Raw genomic sequence first — 18462 nt, forward strand, 5'->3', positions numbered from 1 at the left:
AATCCAGGTCTATTTCAGCACCCGACCCTCAATCGACCAGCGCGCGGCGAGGAAATTCAGCACCGCCGCCACAATGACACCGCCGATCTTTGCCGGCCACACGCCGGCGATGCCGGCAAAGAGTGCGATCGACAGGCTGGAGACGCCGAGCGAAATCAGCGCCCCGAGCGAGGCGAAACGCAGGAAGGCGTCATGCAGCCGGATGGCTTGATTGCGCTCGAACGACCAGAAGCCATTTGCCACGAAAGAGAAGACGACGGCGATCGACCATGAGATGACGTTGGCGGGCAACGGCGGGATATGCAGCTTGAGCAGCAGGAAAAAGCCGGCAAGGTCGATGGCGGTGTTCGCGAGCCCGACAATGGCAAAGCGGACGATCTTGTTGCCGGTCGAACGCCGGGGCTGGTCGGCGCCGCTCATCCCCTGCCATCCATGATCTCGACACCGGCGCGGGCGAGGCTCGCGCCGAAAGCGTCCGAGGCCAGGATCTCCAATTCGACCGTGCGCACGCTTTGCATCGGATCTCGCGCGCGCAGCGTTTCGTCGACATGGCCGGGATGGCACATGAATAGCCCCTCTTGCGGCAACGCCTCGACGGCGGCCTGCAGCGCAGGCGCGAACTTTTCCGGCTGCCGCCAATCGTAGATGCCGGCAAGAGGCGTCATGACGATGAAACCGGCGCCTTGCATCGACCGATTGAAGCCCCGGGCCAGTGCTGCGATCGCCGCGACCTTCGGCATCGCTGCCGGTGCAGGAGCGCCACGCAGCATCGGCCGGCCCGTGTCCGCGGGAAAACGCGCCAGCAGCCATTTGCGTACGACCGGCAGGAAATGCACGTGCTGGTGCCCATCGACGAAGTCGGGCTGGTGGCCCAGCGCCTCGACAAAGCGGTTGTACTGGGCGTCGAGCTCGGCATGGACATCCCGGTCGGCGACACGGCCGCGCAGGACTGGCAATGCCAGCGAACGGAGCGGCGGCAGCCGGCCCTCCGGCGCCAGGCTGGACTGGCCGGTGATGGCCCGCTGGTCGGTGAGGGTCAGGTGCAATCCGATCGCCACGCGGCCGCGCAGCGGCTTGATAAGCGCCGCCGCCTCCGCCCATTCGGGAAAGCCGGTCATGCAGCTAGTGCCGGTCAGGCGTCCACGATCGAGCAGGTCGAGAATCCCTGCCGAGACGCCGGGCGCCAGGCCATAGTCATCGGCGATCAGGCGGATGCGCCGCGTCATGCGCCGGACGCGCCTGGCGGCCTGTGCAAAACGTCGCCGCGCACGACATCGCGTACGATGTAGATCGGCCGGTCCTTGCTCTCGCTGAGTGTGACCCAGACATATTCGCCGATCAGTCCAAGCAAGGTGAGGTTGAGGCCACCAAGCAGGACAACGGCGACCAGAAGGCTGGGGTAGCCTGGAACGGCAATGCCGTAGAATAACACTTCGAAGAACACCTTGGCGCCATAGGCCGCACCCGCCAGCGCCGCCAGCAATCCGCTCAGGCTGATCAGGCGCAGGGGAATGACGGAAAACGAGGTAAAACCTTCCAGCGAAAAGGCAAGCAAGTTGAGCCTGCTCCATTTCGACGTGCCGCTGGCGCGGTTCTCCGGCGAATAAGGTATGGCCTTCTGGCGAAAGCCAGCCCAGGCGAACAGACCCTTGTTGAAGCGCCTTTTGTCACGCAAGCTTGTCAGCGCGCGGGCCACGGTACCGCGCATGACGCGAAAATCGCCCGCATTCTCGGGAATGTCGAAACGCTGGCTGCTGTTGATCAGGCTGTAGAACAGCTTCGCCAACTGGCTGCGCCGCCAGCTGGCCTCGCGCCGGTCGTTCTGGGCGTAGACCACGTCGATGTCGGGGTGCTCCACCAACTCGCCAATCATTCGCAGGCTGACATCCATGGAATGCTGAAGGTCGGAATCCATGATCAGCACCATGTCGCCGCGCGCGTAGTCGAGGCCGGCGAGCACCGCGACCTCCTTGCCGAAATTGCGGCTGAGCCGCACGATCTCCCAGGAACCGGACAGCGCCCGCGAAAATCGCTCCGCACCGTCATCGCGGCTGCCGTCGTCGACCAGGATCTTGTGAACGGCCATGCCGAAACGCTGCGACACCACGGCCTCCAGCTTGTCGAGCAAGGCGGCGAAAGCCGATGCGGATTGCGCCTCGTTGAAGAACGGCGCCACGATATCGAGAACAGACCGCGACTCAGCCATTTGCGACAGGCCCCTCATTCATCACCTTGTCTCGCGCCCTGGCCCATAACCACAAGATCAGCGAACCGGCAATGACGGTGACCGCGATCGGCCGGAACCAAGGGTACGTGAAATCTTGGATATGACGCTCGACGCCCGTCAATCCTGTCACGAACAGCATCACCGACAGCACCGAGGCCAGGACACCGCCTCGCTCCTCGCGCCACAGCAAGGCAATGGCAAGACCGGCGGGGACGGCGATCATGGCATAAGTGTTGGGCTCGACGCGCGGGTTGAAGACGCACATGTAGAACGTCGCCGTCAGGAAGATGGCGAGCTCAGCTGTTCCGCGTTCGAGCTTGCGGTCGAACCAGACGACCATGGAAAGCGTAAACAGCGCCATGACGATGCGCACGATCGTGGCGCCGAATTCCGGGATTGGCAGCCCCATTTTGGTGAAGGGCGCCGTGAAGTCGGTGGGAACAAAGTGGCTGGTGTTGTCGACAGCCATCGAGGTCAGCATCCCCGCAAAAACCCGGTACTGCTCGGTCAGGTAGCCGGCGGGAGCGAATGCATAAGGCAGCGCGATCACGAACAGCACCGCGAGCACCAGCACCGGTATCAACCGGAAGCGCAGGGCGCCCACCAACAACAGCATGATGACCGCGGTCGGCTTGGCGACGATGGCAACCGAGGCCCAGAAGAAGGTCTCGGCGCGCCGCCCTTCGAGCGCCGACAGAGTGAGGAGCCAGCAGGCACCGGTCAAAAGGATCGTTGCCTGGCCGTTGCGGATCGCCCCCAGTGCCACCGGCAGGGCAAGGAAGAGCCCGAAGGAAAGCAGCCATGTCAATTCCCCGCCGCCAAGCTTGCGCACCTGCCGCATCGCGGCGAAGGTCAGCACCGCGAAACCGATGATATGCCACACCAGGCCGCCAAGATGAGGGCCGAGCTTGAACAGCGGGATGTAGAGCGCTGCAAAGGCCGGCGCGTAGAGATATCCCATCTCGGACTGGATATTGTAGAGCGGACGGCCGGCCAGAAACTCTTCGCTGCCATACCTGTAGGCCATCAACACGGAACGCGTGTCGGGCGCCCACAGGACGAGGACAAGAACGACCAGAAACGCTCCGATCCACAGGCCAAATCCCAAACGGTCGAAAACCGGCTTGGAAATCGTCATAAAGGCACCCTACACCACTTCAGAACAGGCCCTTGCCCGCGCCGTCCGGCATTTCGATGGCGGCGGCATATCACGGACAAAGCGAATTGGCATAGGGGCTGAAGGACACGGCCATCAACTTCGCGAACTGCCGGCGACGGCCATGCATCGCGGCCTGGCTCGGAAAAGCCCTGAAAGCCTCGCATTGAAACTTCCGGCGCAGCTCCGAATGGCCTCAAGGCCGGATGAAAACCTTGCCGTTCGGCTTGGCCAGTTCACCCGGCACCCGCGTCACCGCCTCGGCGAGCGGCACGACAGCCGTCACGTCGGTCGACCAGCGTCCGTCGGAGAAACGCTTCTGGGCTTCCAGGATCGCAGGACCGCGCCGATCCTTGTATTGCCGCATCCATTCGCTCAGCCAGAAGCCTTCGATATGTTTGTGCTGGAAGATCAGCTGACCGGGCTCGCGGATGATGGTGGGGTCGGGATCGAGCCGGCCATAGATGATCCACCGCGCCCGTTTCGGCATCGCATTGAAGATGGCTGACGCCAGCGGACCGGTGACCGCGTCCAGCAAGATGCGTGGCTGTTCGGCCTTCATCACCTCGCGCAGCGAGGCTTCGAAATCCGGCGCCTTCTCGTTGAGCACATGGGCAGCGCCGATCTCCTTCAGAAGCGCGATCTGCTCATCGCGGCGCACGGTGACGACAGCCCGGAACCCCTCCTCCCTGGCCAGGCCGATGATCAGCTTGCAGAGCTGGCTGGCGCCGGCGGTCATGACGAAGGCCTTTTCGCCCTCCTGCTTGACGATGTCGAACATGGCGATCGCGGTAAGCGGATTGACGATCATCGCCGCACCATCCTCGTCGCGCACCGTATCGAGGAGCGGAATGCAGGCCGCCGCCTCGGCAACGGCATACTCGGCCCACGAGCCCCAGTTGCTGAGGCCTGTGGCGAAGGCCACGCGCTTTCCGACAAGGCTCTTGGGATAAGGCTCGTCGCCGCCGGCCACGACGGTGCCGACGCCCTCGAAGCCGGCCGGCCGGCCCTTGGCGCGCGGCTGGCCATACTGGCCCTTGATGAAGGCGACATCGGATGGATTGATCGAGGCCAGACTGACCTTGATCAGCGCCTGGCTCGGTCCTGGCGTTGGCACCGCGATGCTGCCCGGCTGAAGATAAGGCTCCATTGCCTCAAGCATGCTGCCGCTCGGCGTCTTGGTGTAACCATCACCGACAAGCAGCAGTGCCTTCATCTGGGACGGGACGGTCATCGGAATAATCCCTCTTTGCTGGCGGAGAGATCGCAACGGGCCGGGATTGACCGGGCGCTCAGATCTTCTCCTGTGTGTATTTCTTCAGCTCCGTGCGCGCCACCTGCCGCCGATGCACGGCGTCCGGCCCATCGGCAAGACGCAAGGTTCTGAGATGCGTCCACGAGCGGGCCAGCGGCGTGTCCTGGCTGATGCCTTGCGCCCCGAACATCTGCACCGCCTCGTCGGTGACTTTCAGCGCGACGCGCGGTGCGATCACCTTGATCTGGCTGATCCAGGGAGCCGCGGCGCGCGCATCGCCCTGGTCGATCATCCACGCCGCCTTGAGGCACAGCAGCCGGGCCATCTCGATCTCCATGCGGCATTCGGCGATGATGTCGAAATTGGCGCCGAGTTTCGCCAGGGGCTGGCCGAAGGCCTCGCGGCGGACCGAACGCTGGCACAGCATCTCCAGCGCCATCTCGGCCTGGCCGATGGCGCGCATGCAATGATGGATACGGCCGGGGCCGAGCCGGCCCTGCGCGATCTCGAACCCCCTGCCCTCGCCGAGGATCAGGTTCGATGCCGGTACCCGGACATTGTCGAAGCGAAGGTGCATGTGGCCATGCGGCGCGTCATCGTCGCCATAGACCTGCATGGCGCGGACCTTGGTCACGCCTTTCGTGCCGGCAGGCACCAGGATCATCGAATGGCGGCGGTGCTGCGGCTCCCCGTCGCCGCCAGTCCGCACCATGACGATGTAGATGGCGCAGCGCGGATCGCCCGCGCCCGATGCCCACCATTTCTCGCCATTGAGCACATAGTCGTCGCCCTGCCGCTCGCAGCGCATGGCGATGTTGGTGGCGTCGGACGAGGCGACGTCCGGCTCGGTCATCAGATAGGCCGAGCGGATCTTGCCGTCGAGCAGCGGCTCGAGCCATGCCTGCTTGTGGTCTGCCGAGCCGAAGCGCTCCAGCACCTCCATATTGCCGGTGTCGGGCGCCGAGCAGTTGAAGGTTTCGGCACCGAGATGCGCCTTGCCCATTTCTTCTGCAAGATAGGCGTATTCGACAGTGGAAAGGCCATAACCGCGTCCCGAGCCGGTCAGCCAGAAATTCCACAGGCCGCGCTCTCTCGCGGTTTTCTTCAGCCCTTCGAGGATCTCGCTCTGGCGCTTGCTGTAGACCCAGCGGTCGCCCGCCTTGCCGACTTCGCCCAGAAATTCCTTGTCGAGCGGCATGATCTCGTCGCGCACCATGGCCGCGACACGCGTGTGGATCAGCTTCAGCCGCTCGGTCATGCCGAGATTCATCTCCGTCATCGGTCGCTAACCCTTCATGCAAGCCGGGCATTTTGTCAGTGGCAAGGATGACCGCACTTCGGATAGCCTTGTCAACGCGAACCGTTTGCCCGCATGCCGAGCGCGGAGGATTGTGATGAGCTATCTCGACGAGCTGTTTTCGGTAGCCGGCAAGACCGCGCTGGTGACGGGAGCAGCGACCGGCATTGGCCGCATGGCGGCGACCGCGCTGGTCAGGGCGGGAGCCAGCGTGATGATCGCGTCGCGCAAGGGCGAGGATTGCATCAAGGTCGCCGGCGAGTTGAACGCGCTCGGCGCTTCTGGCCGCGCCGAGGGCTTTGCCGGCGACGTTTCCAGCGAAGCCGGCATCGCTGCGCTCATCGCCGAGGTCAAGGCGCGGACCGACAGGCTCGATATCCTCGTCAACAATGCCGGCGTTTCCTGGGGCGCGCCGCTGGAGAGTTTTCCCTACTCGGCCTGGGCCAAGGTGCTTGGCGTCAACGTTACCGCTGTCTTCCATCTGACGCGCGAATTGCTGCCGCTGCTCGAAGCGGCGGCCAGCGACGACGATCCGGCCCGGGTGATCAATCTGGGTTCGGTGATGGGCACGCAGCCCTTGGCCGACGATGCCTATTCCTACGCCGCCTCCAAGGCCGCCGTTCATCATCTGACACGCACGTTGGCGCTTGAGTTCGCCGCCCGCCGCATCACCGTCAACGCCTTCGCGCCGGGGCCTTTCCAGAGCCGCATGACGGCGTTTGCAACGGCTACTGAGGAACAGGCCCGGCATGTCGGCAGCCATGTTCCGATCGGCCGCATCGGCGCGCCAGATGACATTGCCGGCGCAACGCTCTATTTGTGCAGCCGTGCGGGCAGCTATGTCACCGGCGCCATCCTGCCGATCGACGGCGGGCAGTCGGTGCAGCATGGATTGACCCTGTTCAAGGAATGACATGTTCCGGCCGCAGAAGCCGGAGGTGAACTGGAGGACATGAGCGTGGAACCGATCAGTCTCGATGTGCTTCTGGCCAGTGTCGGCAAGGAAGTCGGCGTCTCACCGTGGCGTGTGGTCACGCAACGCATGATAGACCAGTTCGCCGACGCCACGGACGACCATCAGTTCATCCATTGCGATCCGGAGCGGGCCAAGCGCGAGACGCCGTTCGGCGGCACCATCGCGCATGGCTTCCTGTCGCTGTCGCTGTTGTCGGCTATGACCTTCGAGACCATGCCGCCGCTGGAAAATGGCAAGATGGGCGTCAATCACGGCTTCGATTCGCTGCGCTTCCTGGCACCGGTCAAGACCGGCGCCCGCATCCGCACCCATTTCGTGCTCGCCGACGTCAAGGTCCGGCCGTCGGGCTGGGTGCAGACAGCGCACGATGTGACCATCGAGATCGAGGGATCGAAGAAACCGGCGCTGACCGCCCGCTGGCTGACGCTGACCCTGATCGAACGCCAGCCTGAGACCGCATGAACGACGCCATCGCGCTCGACCAGGCAGCGCTCGCGCCTTACCTCGAGGCGGCAATACCGGGCTTTTCCGGGCTCGCTACGATCGAGAAATTCAAATCCGGCCAGTCCAACCCGACCTATCTGATGACGGCGGCCAGCGGCCGCTATGTGCTGCGCGCCAAGCCACCGGGGCGGTTGCTGAAATCGGCGCATCAGGTCGACCGCGAATTCCGCGTGATGAAAGCGCTTTCCGGCACCGCCGTGCCGGTGCCGAAAATGCTGCATCTGTCGGCCGAGGAGTCGCCGATCGGCCGCATGTTCCACGTCATGGATTTCCTCGACGGCCGCATCTTCTGGGATCCGGCACTGCCGGAGGCGCGCGACAATGACGAGCGCGCCGCGATTTACGATGCCATGAACGCCACGCTCGCGGCCCTGCACGATGTCGACGTCGAGGCCGTGGGCCTGTCCGATTTCGGCCGGCCGGGCAATTATTTCGAGCGCCAGCTGGCACGCTGGACCAGCCAGTACCGTGCCTCGGAAACCGGCACCATCGCCGACATGAACCAGCTGATCGCCTGGCTGGAAACGCATATGCCCGCCGATGATGGCCTGATATCGCTGGTGCATGGCGACTATCGGCTGGACAATCTGATCTTCGCGCCGGACCGGCCAAAGATGCTGGCGGTGCTTGACTGGGAACTCTCGACATTGGGCCACCCCTTCGCCGACATCGCCTATCAGTGCATGCAATGGCGCCTGCCGCACGCCTCCGGCTTTCGCGGCTTGGGCGGTATCGACCGCGCCGCCCTCGGGCTGCCCTCGGAAGAGGACTATGTCGCGGCCTACTGTCGCCGGCGCGGGCTCTCCGGCATCGGCAACTGGACCTTCTTCCTCGCCTTCTCCTTCTTCAGGCTGGCCGCGATCTGTCAGGGCGTCTACAAGCGGGCGCTCGACGGCAACGCCTCCAATCCTGAAAAGGCCAAAACCTACGGCGAGGCGGTGAAGCTGCTTTCGCATCTCGCCGCCAGACTGATTGAGGACAAGGCATGACGGACAGCTTTGAGGGAGCAACGGTGCTGATCACAGATGCCGCCGGAGGTCTCGGCCGCGGTGCCGCGAAAGGCTCCTTCATGACCGGGCACGCACTGGCCGTCGATGGCGGCGTCGGCGCCATCTGATACCTACCGCTTGGGAACAGTCGATGCCCTTGTTCGTTTCCGTACAGCGTATATAATTAGCCACGTACACCAACCAAAAGAGGCACCAGACTTGCCGCTGAGCGTCCAGAAACGCCGCGCGAAACAAAAGGCCGAACTGCGCTCCGAGCTCGTCGAGGCCGCGCACAAGCTTGTGCAGGAAGAAGGCTATGAAGGCCTGACCATCCGCAAGCTGGCCAAGCGGGTCGGCTATGCGCCGATGTCGGTCTATTCCTATTTCGCCGACAAGCAGGACATCCTGTTCGCGCTGGCCGAAGATGCGTTCGAGACGCTTGCCCGACGCATCGAGGAGCACCCGTCCGACGATCCGATCGAGGCCTTGCAGGCTGTGATGACCGAGTATGCCGCGTTCGGGCTCGGCAATCCCAACGAATACCGCACCGTCTTCATGACCGAAAAGACCAAACTGCCGGAAGGCAGGAGCTATGAAGACATGGAGGAAGGCAACCCAGCGATGAAAGTGCTCATCAAAAGGGTCGAAGCCTGTGTCGCCGCCGGGAAATTGCAGGGCGATCCGCGCGCCATCGCCACCATGCTGTGGGCTGTCGGCCACGGCACGATCTCGCTGCTGATCACCTTTCCCTTCTACCCCTTCGGCGACCCGCAGGCTTTCGTGAAACGGATGTGCGATTTCACCCTTGCCACGCTGAGCACGCAAGACGTGCCACCGCTGACCGAGACGCCGGTCAACTGCTGATAGTCGCTTCTTTCATTCCCGGATCTCTTCCCGTCATCCCGGCCGAACCGGGGGCAATTTTTGGGTTAACAATAATTTATCGTACGCGTACGATTTTGGCTTGAACTTCCGGATCGACGGGCGTATTTGTACGGTATATCGTACATGTACGAACAGAATTCGCCCGTCGAAAACGGAGACTGACAATGAAAAAGACCCTCCTCACCCTAGCCGCCGGGCTGGCACTTTCGGGCTCGGCCTTCGCCGCCAGCGCCGCCCAGCCGGTCAAGCAGGCGCCTGCCGTAACCTGCGTCGACACCAAGACCCATGCGAAGCTTGACTGCAGCGCGACGGGATCGATCGAAAAAACGACCACCAGCTCGACCGAAGGCAAGAGCCCGCGGCTCGGCATCGACATCAATCCGTGGATCGTGCCGAACTTCTGATCCACGGCCCTCGGAGCCCTTAGGGCCGGAACTGGCTCTCCGAAGGACCGTATCAGGCGATCGTCAGCGGTCGCCTGGCAGCAGAACTCTCAAAGGCCGCGTCGATCAGCTTCTGCATGTCGGCGGCGCGCCGGAAGGACGGATCGCCGTTGAGGCCGGTGTTCAGCGCTTCGGCAAAGCGCCGGGCGTTGCGCTTGACATCCGGCGGCGTCAGCGTCCGCCAGCGTTGCTGGTCGACATCCTTGCCGAGGCAAGCTGACAGGCTTGATACCTTGCCATCGGTCTCGACCTTGATGGCTCCCTTGGTGCCGTGCATGGCCAGCGACAGCTCATTGGTGTTGCCGGTCATGTAGCGGCTCGCCACGATCGTGGCGAGCGCGCCCGACTTCAGCCGCGCCGTCATCGCCACGCTGTCATTGGCATCCAGCACGTAGTCGCCGATCCGGTCGCCGTCGGCCTTGGGAAACGTCACCAGATCGGCATGGAGACTGACGATATCCTCCGCCGCGCCGTAGGTGGCGAAGTCCAGTATGTGGATACCGACATCGCCCAGCACGCCTGTCGAACCATGCCGGCTCGACAGGCGCCACAGCCATTTGTCCTCGACCCGCCAGTCGCCCCAGGATTTGCTGACCAGCCAACTCTGCTTGTAGCTCGCCTCGACATGGCGCAAATCGCCGATCTCGCCGGCCTGCACCATGCGCCGCGCTTCCTGGATCGCGGGCGAGTTGCGATAGGTCAGGTTGACCATGTTAACGACCCCGGCCGCCTCGGCCGCTTCCGTCATCGCCAGCGCATCGGCGTGGTTCGGCGCCAGAGGCTTTTCGCAGAAAATGTGCTTTTCCGTAGCCAGCAGGGCCAGCGTCGTTGCCTTGTGCACGCCGTCCGGCGTCGCATTGATGGCAGCATCGAACTGCCCCCAGGCGATCGCCGCCTCCAGGCTCTCGAAGAAATCGCCGATCCTGTTGGCGGCGGCAAACGCCGCCGCGCGGCCCGGCACCTGATCGACACAAGCGACGATCGTGCAGCCGGGAATCGCGGCAAATTCCTCGACGTGATGCCCGGCAATGCCGCCGGTGCCAAGCAGAAGCAGCCTGTGTGTCATCGGCCCAAGCCCCTCATCAACTCACCCCAGGCAACTCAGCCCCGATCAGCTCATGCCCTTGTCGCCGTCGGCATGCAGGCGTAGGCCCTTTTGGACAATCTTCTCCTTGGCCTTGTCGGCCGGCACGTTGGGCGCATCAGTGATGCCGGCCCATGCCGGTGCCGGGTTGTGCGCCCAGTGCACGGCGTTGCGCAGCACCTGCTGCACGCCCTCATTGTGATAGATCGGATAGGTCTCGTGGCCGGGCGAGAAATAAAAGATGCGGCCGGCGCCGCGCTGATAGGTCAGCCCCGACCGGAACACCTCGCCGCCCTCATACCAGGAGATGAACACTGTCTCGAGCGGCTCCGGCACCGCGAACGGCTCGCCATACATTTCGGTCTCGCCGATCTCCAGGCATTCGCCGATGCCTTGCGCGATCGGGTGACCGCGGTTGATCGCCCAGACGCGCTCGCGCTCGCCCGCCTCGCGCCATTTCAGCGAGCAGGGCGTGCCCATCAGCCGCTTGAATATCTTCGAGTAGTGGCCGGAATGGAGCACGATCAGCCCCATGCCTTCCCAGACCCGCTTCTGCACGCGCTCGACGACCTCATCCTTGACCTCGCCATGCGCTGCATGCCCCCACCATAGAAGCACGTCGGTGGCGGCAAGGCGCTTTTCGCTCAGGCCATGCTCCGGTTCCTGCAAGGTGGCAGCGGTCGCCTCGATGCCCTTGTCCTGGTTGAGCGCGGCCGCGATGGTGCCATGCATGCCAAGGGGATAGAGGCCGCGCACGGTGGCATTGGTCTGCTCATGGACGTTCTCACCCCAGACAATGGCTCTTATCGTCATCTTTCCCTCTCCAAAGCGCTTTGAATATCGCATCCACTGAGGTGCTGGGAAGATGCCTCTCAACCAAAATTTCTCAAAATCAGGGCTGGCGAGCCTTGCGTCCGGGGACGGTCTTGGCCTTGCCGGGTTTCGCCGGCCCGCCCGGAATGGCCGACCCGGTGATGGACACCGGATCGCTGGCCGGGAACGTGTCCTCGAGACCCTCCTCGAGTTCCTCTTCGGCGTTGGCCTCGTGATGCCGCTCCTGCTCAAGCGAGCGAACCGCCGCCGTTTTCGCTGTGGTTTTCCTGGGCGATTTCGGCGCGGACTTCGACGGCATCGGTATTTCTCCCTCGACCTGTCGCCGCACAACGAATGCTGGCGGCAAACGTTCCGGGGTCAGCCGGCGGCGTCGCGGGCTCCCTCGGACAGAAAAGTAAAGACATAGTCCGAGAAGGAACGCCAGCATTCGACCCGGAAGGCGTCGTCGGCCGTACGCAACAGCACGATCTCTGCCTTGCCGAGAATGGTGCGCGAGGCTGCGCCCACCGGAAATGCGTCGAGCGACAGATCCTGCGGGCAGCCCGAATTGATCGCGGCTTCGGCCGCCGGACCGGTGACGGCTATGGCAATGTTGCGATGCGAGATGCCGACCGACGAATGCAAGGCGGAAACCCCTGCGCAATCGGCGAGCGGGTCTTTGCCGGCCTCGTCAATGACAAGCCATTCGTCCGGCCCAAGCCAAAGCGCCGTGCGCCCGGCTTTCGACGTTGAAGTCTTCGGCTTCTTCGGCAAGGTCACGCCGAGCGCCTTTGACAGGGCAGCGACGGAAGCCTCCGGCGCGCGCAGCGAGATGCGTTCCGCCGGCGGCAGGACCTCGACCTTGACACCTGTCGCGGAGACGCTGCGCCCGGCCAATGCCGGACGCCGCTCGGCCGAAGGCGAAGCCGTCGCGGTGGTCTTTGCAGCAGCCTTAGCCATTGAGGCGCCCTCCCGTCTCGTCGAAGAACACCATGCCGGTAACCTCCACTTCGATCACCCCGTTCGGCATCGGCACGTAAAGCGTGTCGCCCATCCGGTCACGGCCGCCGGCGACCAGCGCCAACGCTATGGAACGGCCGCAATTCTGCGACCAGTAGCTCGAGGTGACATGGCCGATCATCTTCATCGGGATCGCCTGTTTGGGATCCTCGACGATCTGCGCGCCCTCTTCCAGAACCACCTTGGGATCCTTGGTCTTGAGGCCAACCAGTTGCTTGCGGCCCTTGGCGACCAGGTCCGGCCGCATCATGCCCCTGATGCCGACAAAGTCGGTCTTCCTTTTGCCGACCGCCCAGTCGAGACCGGCGTCGTTCGGCGTCACCGTGCCATCCGTGTCCTGGCCGACGATGATGTAGCCCTTCTCGGCGCGCAGCACGTGCATGGCCTCGGTTCCGTAGGCGGTGGCGCCATGCTTCTGGCCTTCGGCCCACAGCGCCGCCCATACGGCCTGGCCGTAATCGGCCGGCACGTTGACTTCGAAGCCGCGCTCGCCGGTGAACGACATGCGGAACAGTCTGGTCGGCACGCCGCAGATCTTGCCTTCGCGCACCGACATATGCGGCAGCGCCTCGTCGGACATGTCTATGCCTTCGACCAAGGGTTCGATAATCTTCCGCGCGCTCGGCCCCTGCACGGCGATGACCGCCCATTGCTCGGTGATCGAGGTCAGCCAGACATTCAAATGCGGGAATTCGGTCTGGAGATAGTCCTCCATATGGTTCATGACGCGCGGTGCGCCACCAGTCGTCGTCGTCACGTGGAAACGGTCCGGCGCCAGCCTGCCGACGACGCCGTCATCATAGATGAAGCCGTCCTCGCGCAGCATGATGCCATAGCGGCAACGGCCGGGCTCCAGCTTCTCCCACGGGTTGGTGTAGAGCAGTTCCATGAACTTGGCGGCATCCGGCCCGACCACTTCGATCTTGCCCAGTGTCGAGGCGTCGAACAGGCCTGCCTGGTTACGGACGGCGACGCATTCGCGGTCGACCGCGGCATGCATGTCTTCGCCGGCCTTGGGGAAATACCAGGCGCGCTTCCACTGGCCGACATCCTCGAACACGGCACCATGTGCCTCTGCCCACGGATGGATCGCCGTCTTGCGCGTCGGATCGAACAGCGGCCCGCGCGCATGGCTGACGATCGCGCCGAAGGTGACAGGCGTGTAAGGCGCGCGGAACGTGGTCAGGCCGACCTCCGGGATCGGCTTGCCCAGCGTTTCCGCCGCGATCGCCAGTCCATGCATGTTGGAGGTCTTGCCCTGGTCGGTCGCCATGCCGTTGGTGGTGAAGCGCTTGACGTGCTCGATCGAGCGCATGCCTTCATGCACCGCCTGGCGGATGTCCTTGGCGGTAACGTCGTTCTGGAAATCGACGAAGGCCTTCACCGTCGTCTCCGGCCCGGCCCCCGGCGCGGCACCCAGCATGCCGCGCGACCAGTTCTCCGAGGCATCGACCTTCGGCTTCGTGCCCTTGGCGGTTTTGGCGCCGGCATCCTTGGCCGCCTTGGCGCCCGCCGCATAGGCCTCGTCCACCGTGGCCGACAAGCCGTCGGTGCCGTTGCAAGCGCCGACCGAGACGCAGTCCTGCGCATAGGTGCCCGGCACGAAGCGCTGGGTCTCGTCGTTGAAGGCGACCTTGCCGCGCGACTGCGAGAACAAATGCACCGACGGCGTCCAGCCGGCCGACATCAGGATTGCATCGACGGGAATGGTGCGCTCGCCGCCGCCATTCTTTGGCTGCACCGTCATCGACGCCACGCGCAGTTTGCCGCCGGCGCGGATCACCGCGCGGCCGAAATTGATCTCGATGCCGAGCGCCCTTGCCTCGTCGATCACCGGACCGGTCGGATTGTCGCGCAGGTCGACGATCGCCGCGACATTGACGCCGGCCTTCTTCAGGTCGATCGCCGCCGCGTAAGCCGAGTCATTGGCCGTATAGACGCCGACATTCCTGCCGACGGCCACGCCATAGTGGTTGAGGAAGGTGCGCGCCGCGCCCGCCAGCATGATGCCCGGCCGGTCATTGTTGGCGAACACCATATGGCGCTCGATGGCGCCGGAGGCCAGCACGACGCGCTTGGCGCGGACCTGCCAGAGCCGTTCGCGTGGCAGATCATGGCCAGGGGCTTTCAAATGATCGCTGACGCGCTCGACCAGGGCGACGAAATTCTGCGCGTAGTAACCGAACGCCGTGGTGCGCGGCAGCACGCGGACATTGTCCATCGCGCTCAGCCTGGCGATGGCCGCTTGCGCCCAGGCAAAACCGTCCTGGCCATCGATCTTCGCTCCACTCTCGAAACGCAGGCTGCCGCCAAACTCGGCCTGCTCGTCGGCCAGGATGACGCGTACGCCGGTCTCGGCCGCCGCAAGTGCCGCCGCGATGCCGGCGGCACCGCCGCCCAGCACCAGCACGTCGCAATGAGCATAGCGCGAGGAATAATGATCGGGATCAGGCTTGTTCGGAGAAACGCCAAGGCCGGCGGCTTCGCGGATCTTGGGTTCGTAGAGGCTCTTCCAGGCCGCCTTCGGCCACATGAAGGTCTTGTAGTAGAAGCCGGCCGAAAACATCGGTGACGCCAAGTCGTTGACCGCGCCGACATCGAAGGCGAGCGACGGCCAGCGGTTCTGCGAGTTGGCGGCGAGCCCGTCATAGAGCTCCTGCACGGTCGCGCGCACATTGGGCGTCTTGCGCGCGTCGTCGCGTACGATCTGCACCAACGCGTTGGGCTCTTCCGCGCCGGCGGACAGCACGCCGCGCGGCCGGTGGTATTTGAACGAGCGACCGACCAGATGCACGCCATTGGCAAGCAGTGCCGAGGCCAGCGTGTCGCCCTCGATGCCGCTATAGGACCGGCCGTCGAAGCTGAACCGCGCGGTCTTGGCCTGGCTGAGGCGACCGGCGCTCGGAATGCGGAATGCGCCGCTCATTTGGCAACCACTTCGTTGGAGTTTTTGGGCAGCTTGGTGGGTTTCGGCTCGCCGGCCTTGTAGGTCATGACGAACTTGTCGGTCACGGTGTCACGCACGGCATTGAAGAAGCGGGCGCAGCCATGCATGTGCCGCCAGCGCTCGTAGATGATGCCCTTGGGGTTCGAGCGGATGAAGAAGAACTTCTCGAAATCGTCGTCGCTCTCGCCGGCCATGTTGGCCGAACGCGCTATATGCGCCTCGCCGGCGTTGCGGAACTCGAGTTCCGGGCGCTCTTCCTCGCAATAGGGGCAGCGGATGAGAAGCATTTTTCGTTGATCCTACAATTCGCCATGGCCGACGCGGGCGCCGGCGGGTTGGTCACAAAGCTTCTGGCCCATTATCATGAAGGGAGCGACGAGCCGCAGCCGCTCCTCGACGCTAGCCGAGGCACGAAACCGGTCGCGATTGGCCATGTTGCCGAGTGTCACTTGCATCGGGTCCGTGGTGACGATGACGCCGCGCGGTTTCAAATTCTCGTCCTCGTCCAGGCCTTCCGGCCGGCCTTCAAAGAACATCACGACTTTCTGGCCGGCGCTCCACACACAGGCGAGCATTCCCTCGTCGATCGAAAACGGCCATGCGGTCTCGTTGCCGGCGCGGCTGATCGGCTGCAGCCGCACTTCCTCCGGCGTCGGAAAATGGAACATGCCCTGTTCGCCCGCCAGCATCAGCGGCATCGCGACAGCCATTTCGGCCATCATCAGTGCGCCACCGCCGCCGCTGCCGCCTCGTCGATAAGACGGCCGGTGCGGAAGCGTTCGATGGTGAAGGGCGCGTTGATCGGATGCGGATCGTCCTTGGCGATGGTGTGGGCGAAGACATGGCCCGAGCCCGGTGTCGCCTTGAAGCCGCCCGTGCCCCATCCGCAATTGACATACAGGCCGGGCACCGGCGTCTTGGCCAGGATCGGCGAACGGTCGGGCGTCACGTCGACGATGCCGCCCCACGAGCGCAGCATCTTCATGCGCGTGAAGATCGGGAACATCTCGCAGATGGCGTCGAGCGTATGCTGCAATATGTGAAGCCCGCCGGTCTGCGAATAGGAGACATACTGGTCGGTGCCGGCGCCGATCACCAGTTCGCCCTTGTCGGACTGCGAGATGTAGGCATGCACGGTGTTCGACATCACCACGCAGGGCACCACCGGCTTGATCGGCTCCGACACCAGCGCCTGCAGCGGGTAGCTCTCCAGCGGCATACGCACGCCGGCCATGTTCATGATCACGGAGGAGTGTCCGGCGGCGACGACGCCGACCTTCTTGGCGCCGATGAAGCCGCGTGTCGTCTCGACGCCGGTGACCGCGCCGTTAGGCGCCCGCTTGACCCCGGTGACCTCGCAATTCTGGATGATGTGGACGCCGCGCGCCGAAGCGCCCCGCGCATAGCCCCAGGCGACGGCATCATGACGCGCGGTGCCGCCACGGCGCTGCAGCGCCGCACCCACCACCGGGTAGCGCGCATCTTTCGAGGTATTGAGCGGCGGGCAGAATTCCTTGGCCTGCTCCGGTGTCAGCCATTCATTGTCGATGCCGTTCAGCCGGTTGGCGTGGACATGGCGCTTCAGCACCTGGATGTCGTGCACATTGTGAGCGAGCATCATGACGCCGCGCGCCGAATACATGACGTTGTAGTTGAGTTCCTGGCTCAGTCCATCCCACAGCTTCAGCGCGTGGTCGTAGATGCCGGCGCTCTCGTCATAGAGATAATTGGAACGGATGATGGTGGTGTTGCGGCCGGTGTTGCCGCCGCCCAGCCAGCCCTTTTCCAGCACAGCGACATTGGTGATGCCGTGCACCGTGGCAAGATAATAGGCGGTGGCCAGGCCATGGCCGCCGGCACCGACGATGATGACGTCGTATTCCTTCTTGGGCTCGGGCGAGGACCATTGCTCCTCCCAGCCCTTATGGCCGCGCATGGCCTCGCGGGCGATGGCGAATACCGAATATTTTTTCAACGTCCCAGCCTCTCGCCGAAAAGGTCTCGCAAAATGGCGCGAGGCGTTCACTCGGCCCCGGCGCGCGAGGTGTATCACTAGCGAAACAGCGCTGCCACCCTTGCGCTGTTTGCGACGGCGCTTGCCGTTTTGCGCCGTGGCGAAAAAGACGCCCGCCAGGCATCGGCACATTGGCCGGTTTCGGGTGGCCCGTCCAATCCCGACTGCCGCCAGGCCATCCGATGCCTCGAGCTTCACCACGGGCATCGCGCAGTTTGCCGACGGCGATCTCGATCAGCCGGACGTAAAAGGGCTTCAAGGCGATGAGGCCGTCCGTCACTTTTACCAGTCCGCCGGGCTTGCTTTTTTGGCGCGATTTGACGATCTCGTTTCCTGTCGAAACGGGTCTTCTTGCCGAAAAAGGTCCTGGAACCATGATGCTGATCCGAACCTACGTCGCCGCGAGCGCAATCGAGGGCGTCGGCATGTTCGCCGCCGAGCCGATCCGGAAAGGCGCCTCGATCTGGCGCCTCGATCCCGATTTCGACCGGCTGATCCCGATGGACAAGTACGAGGCGGCGCCAGCTCCTTTGAAGGAATTGCTCGACCGCTACGCCTATCCGAGCCCCGATCGGCCGGGTTTCATGGTCTATGAGGTCGACAATGGCCGCTTCATGAACCATTCGGCGACGCCGAACACCGACTTTTCGCAATATGGCGGCGCGACCGCCACCCGCGACATTGCAATTGGCGAAGAGATCACCTGTGATTATGGCGAGTTCTTCGAGGATTTTGAACGGCTGCATCTGGCCACGGCGTAGTCGGCCCCCTATCTCTTGTCCATTCGTGGCGATTAGGCCGCCGTCCTTCATTTCGGCTGTGGACAGCGCGGTCTGATTCTGCTATCAGCCG

22 protein-coding genes are annotated in these 18462 nt (G+C 63.8%); 7 read left to right on the top strand and 15 right to left on the bottom strand.

Going from position 1 to position 18462, the window contains the following annotated elements; all coding sequences use genetic code 11:
• Positions 1-9 precede the first annotated feature (9 nt).
• The 6 genes from FJW03_RS19185 to FJW03_RS19210 all read right to left on the bottom strand — a co-directional run bounded on the left by FJW03_RS19185 (position 10) and on the right by FJW03_RS19210 (position 5917).
• The gene (locus FJW03_RS19185) at positions 10-420 is read right to left on the bottom strand and encodes a GtrA family protein (RefSeq protein WP_140766693.1); all 411 of its coding nucleotides are present in this window, start codon (positions 418-420) and stop codon (positions 10-12) included.
• Positions 417-1226 (bottom strand): ChbG/HpnK family deacetylase, encoded by an 810-nt coding sequence (locus FJW03_RS19190; protein ID WP_140766694.1) that lies wholly within the window; start codon positions 1224-1226, stop codon positions 417-419. Before FJW03_RS19190 ends, FJW03_RS19185 begins: the two co-directional genes overlap by 4 nt.
• On the bottom strand, positions 1223-2206 hold the full coding sequence (locus FJW03_RS19195; protein WP_140766695.1) for a glycosyltransferase family 2 protein: 984 nt from the start codon (positions 2204-2206) through the stop codon (positions 1223-1225). Before FJW03_RS19195 ends, FJW03_RS19190 begins: the two co-directional genes overlap by 4 nt.
• Entirely contained in the window at positions 2199-3365 is a 1167-nt protein-coding gene (locus FJW03_RS19200) for a glycosyltransferase family 87 protein (protein ID WP_140766696.1), read from the bottom strand. The genes FJW03_RS19195 and FJW03_RS19200 overlap by 8 nt, the downstream gene beginning before the upstream one ends.
• A 214-nt stretch (positions 3366-3579) precedes the next feature.
• Positions 3580-4617 (bottom strand): zinc-binding dehydrogenase, encoded by a 1038-nt coding sequence (locus tag FJW03_RS19205; protein ID WP_140766697.1) that lies wholly within the window; start codon positions 4615-4617, stop codon positions 3580-3582.
• A gap of 58 nt (positions 4618-4675) precedes the next feature.
• Complete coding sequence (locus tag FJW03_RS19210; protein ID WP_140766698.1) at positions 4676-5917, bottom strand: acyl-CoA dehydrogenase family protein; 1242 nt, start codon at positions 5915-5917, stop codon at positions 4676-4678.
• 115 nt (positions 5918-6032) lie between these two features.
• Between FJW03_RS19210 and FJW03_RS19215 the strand changes: the two genes are divergently transcribed.
• From FJW03_RS19215 to FJW03_RS19235, 6 genes are all read left to right on the top strand, one after another.
• A complete protein-coding gene (locus FJW03_RS19215; protein WP_140766699.1) occupies positions 6033-6848 on the top strand; it encodes an SDR family oxidoreductase in 816 nt (271 codons plus the stop codon).
• Positions 6849-6887: 39 nt separating this feature from the next.
• On the top strand, positions 6888-7373 hold the full coding sequence (locus FJW03_RS19220) for a MaoC family dehydratase (RefSeq protein ID WP_280175382.1): 486 nt from the start codon (positions 6888-6890) through the stop codon (positions 7371-7373).
• Positions 7370-8404 (top strand): phosphotransferase, encoded by a 1035-nt coding sequence (locus tag FJW03_RS19225; RefSeq protein WP_140766700.1) that lies wholly within the window; start codon positions 7370-7372, stop codon positions 8402-8404. Before FJW03_RS19220 ends, FJW03_RS19225 begins: the two co-directional genes overlap by 4 nt.
• Positions 8401-8532 (top strand): hypothetical protein, encoded by a 132-nt coding sequence (locus FJW03_RS30085; protein WP_264296480.1) that lies wholly within the window; start codon positions 8401-8403, stop codon positions 8530-8532. Before FJW03_RS19225 ends, FJW03_RS30085 begins: the two co-directional genes overlap by 4 nt.
• 91 nt (positions 8533-8623) lie before the next feature.
• Positions 8624-9268, top strand: coding sequence for a TetR/AcrR family transcriptional regulator (locus tag FJW03_RS19230; protein ID WP_140766701.1), 645 nt, complete (start codon positions 8624-8626; stop codon positions 9266-9268).
• 185 nt (positions 9269-9453) lie between these two features.
• Entirely contained in the window at positions 9454-9693 is a 240-nt protein-coding gene (locus FJW03_RS19235) for a DUF680 domain-containing protein (RefSeq protein WP_140766702.1), read from the top strand.
• Between the two features lie 52 nt (positions 9694-9745).
• Here the strand turns inward: FJW03_RS19235 and FJW03_RS19240 are convergent, their stop codons facing one another.
• From FJW03_RS19240 to FJW03_RS19280, 9 genes are all read right to left on the bottom strand, one after another.
• The gene (locus tag FJW03_RS19240; RefSeq protein WP_140766703.1) at positions 9746-10798 is read right to left on the bottom strand and encodes a Gfo/Idh/MocA family protein; all 1053 of its coding nucleotides are present in this window, start codon (positions 10796-10798) and stop codon (positions 9746-9748) included.
• Positions 10799-10843: 45 nt separating this feature from the next.
• On the bottom strand, positions 10844-11629 hold the full coding sequence (locus tag FJW03_RS19245; RefSeq protein WP_140609640.1) for a ThuA domain-containing protein: 786 nt from the start codon (positions 11627-11629) through the stop codon (positions 10844-10846).
• A 79-nt stretch (positions 11630-11708) separates the two neighbouring features.
• Positions 11709-11948: a hypothetical protein gene (locus tag FJW03_RS19250; RefSeq protein WP_140609638.1), complete on the bottom strand. Its 240-nt coding sequence runs from the start codon at positions 11946-11948 to the stop codon at positions 11709-11711.
• Positions 11949-12007: 59 nt separating this feature from the next.
• Positions 12008-12589, bottom strand: a complete 582-nt coding sequence (locus tag FJW03_RS19255) for a sarcosine oxidase subunit gamma (protein WP_140609636.1) — start codon at positions 12587-12589, stop codon at positions 12008-12010.
• Positions 12582-15575 (bottom strand): sarcosine oxidase subunit alpha, encoded by a 2994-nt coding sequence (locus FJW03_RS19260; RefSeq protein WP_140766704.1) that lies wholly within the window; start codon positions 15573-15575, stop codon positions 12582-12584. The genes FJW03_RS19255 and FJW03_RS19260 overlap by 8 nt, the downstream gene beginning before the upstream one ends.
• Positions 15572-15883 (bottom strand): sarcosine oxidase subunit delta, encoded by a 312-nt coding sequence (locus tag FJW03_RS19265; RefSeq protein ID WP_023810124.1) that lies wholly within the window; start codon positions 15881-15883, stop codon positions 15572-15574. Before FJW03_RS19265 ends, FJW03_RS19260 begins: the two co-directional genes overlap by 4 nt.
• Before the next feature lie 12 nt (positions 15884-15895).
• Entirely contained in the window at positions 15896-16318 is a 423-nt protein-coding gene (locus tag FJW03_RS19270; RefSeq protein WP_140766705.1) for a hypothetical protein, read from the bottom strand.
• Complete coding sequence (locus tag FJW03_RS19275; RefSeq protein ID WP_140609630.1) at positions 16318-17571, bottom strand: sarcosine oxidase subunit beta; 1254 nt, start codon at positions 17569-17571, stop codon at positions 16318-16320. Before FJW03_RS19275 ends, FJW03_RS19270 begins: the two co-directional genes overlap by 1 nt.
• Entirely contained in the window at positions 17519-17986 is a 468-nt protein-coding gene (locus FJW03_RS19280) for a hypothetical protein (RefSeq protein WP_181173340.1), read from the bottom strand. Before FJW03_RS19280 ends, FJW03_RS19275 begins: the two co-directional genes overlap by 53 nt.
• On the opposite strand from FJW03_RS19280, the gene FJW03_RS19285 reads away from it, so the two are divergent.
• A complete protein-coding gene (locus FJW03_RS19285; protein WP_140766706.1) occupies positions 17985-18371 on the top strand; it encodes an SET domain-containing protein in 387 nt (128 codons plus the stop codon). The two genes, FJW03_RS19280 and FJW03_RS19285, sit on opposite strands and share 2 nt — an antisense overlap.
• The last annotated feature ends 91 nt before the right edge of the window (positions 18372-18462 follow it).

The sequence above is a fragment of the Mesorhizobium sp. B4-1-4 genome, assembly GCF_006439395.2.
GTDB lineage: Bacteria > Pseudomonadota > Alphaproteobacteria > Rhizobiales > Rhizobiaceae > Mesorhizobium.

Excerpts from the sequence above, each read along its gene's own strand:
- FJW03_RS19185 (WP_140766693.1), bottom strand. The coding sequence starts at position 420 with ATGAGCGGCGCCGACCAGCCCCGGCGTTCGACCGGCAACAAGATCGTC.
- FJW03_RS19190 (WP_140766694.1), bottom strand. The coding sequence starts at position 1,226 with ATGACGCGGCGCATCCGCCTGATCGCCGATGACTATGGCCTGGCGCCC.
- FJW03_RS19195 (WP_140766695.1), bottom strand. The coding sequence starts at position 2,206 with ATGGCTGAGTCGCGGTCTGTTCTCGATATCGTGGCGCCGTTCTTCAAC.
- FJW03_RS19200 (WP_140766696.1), bottom strand. The coding sequence starts at position 3,365 with ATGACGATTTCCAAGCCGGTTTTCGACCGTTTGGGATTTGGCCTGTGG.
- FJW03_RS19205 (WP_140766697.1), bottom strand. The coding sequence starts at position 4,617 with ATGACCGTCCCGTCCCAGATGAAGGCACTGCTGCTTGTCGGTGATGGT.
- FJW03_RS19210 (WP_140766698.1), bottom strand. The coding sequence starts at position 5,917 with ATGACGGAGATGAATCTCGGCATGACCGAGCGGCTGAAGCTGATCCAC.
- FJW03_RS19215 (WP_140766699.1), top strand. The coding sequence starts at position 6,033 with ATGAGCTATCTCGACGAGCTGTTTTCGGTAGCCGGCAAGACCGCGCTG.
- FJW03_RS19220 (WP_280175382.1), top strand. The coding sequence starts at position 6,888 with ATGAGCGTGGAACCGATCAGTCTCGATGTGCTTCTGGCCAGTGTCGGC.
- FJW03_RS19225 (WP_140766700.1), top strand. The coding sequence starts at position 7,370 with ATGAACGACGCCATCGCGCTCGACCAGGCAGCGCTCGCGCCTTACCTC.
- FJW03_RS30085 (WP_264296480.1), top strand. The coding sequence starts at position 8,401 with ATGACGGACAGCTTTGAGGGAGCAACGGTGCTGATCACAGATGCCGCC.
- FJW03_RS19235 (WP_140766702.1), top strand. The coding sequence starts at position 9,454 with ATGAAAAAGACCCTCCTCACCCTAGCCGCCGGGCTGGCACTTTCGGGC.
- FJW03_RS19240 (WP_140766703.1), bottom strand. The coding sequence starts at position 10,798 with ATGACACACAGGCTGCTTCTGCTTGGCACCGGCGGCATTGCCGGGCAT.
- FJW03_RS19245 (WP_140609640.1), bottom strand. The coding sequence starts at position 11,629 with ATGACGATAAGAGCCATTGTCTGGGGTGAGAACGTCCATGAGCAGACC.
- FJW03_RS19250 (WP_140609638.1), bottom strand. The coding sequence starts at position 11,948 with ATGCCGTCGAAGTCCGCGCCGAAATCGCCCAGGAAAACCACAGCGAAA.
- FJW03_RS19255 (WP_140609636.1), bottom strand. The coding sequence starts at position 12,589 with ATGGCTAAGGCTGCTGCAAAGACCACCGCGACGGCTTCGCCTTCGGCC.
- FJW03_RS19260 (WP_140766704.1), bottom strand. The coding sequence starts at position 15,575 with ATGAGCGGCGCATTCCGCATTCCGAGCGCCGGTCGCCTCAGCCAGGCC.
- FJW03_RS19265 (WP_023810124.1), bottom strand. The coding sequence starts at position 15,883 with ATGCTTCTCATCCGCTGCCCCTATTGCGAGGAAGAGCGCCCGGAACTC.
- FJW03_RS19270 (WP_140766705.1), bottom strand. The coding sequence starts at position 16,318 with ATGATGGCCGAAATGGCTGTCGCGATGCCGCTGATGCTGGCGGGCGAA.
- FJW03_RS19285 (WP_140766706.1), top strand. The coding sequence starts at position 17,985 with ATGATGCTGATCCGAACCTACGTCGCCGCGAGCGCAATCGAGGGCGTC.
- FJW03_RS19280 (WP_181173340.1), bottom strand. The coding sequence starts at position 17,986 with ATGGTTCCAGGACCTTTTTCGGCAAGAAGACCCGTTTCGACAGGAAAC.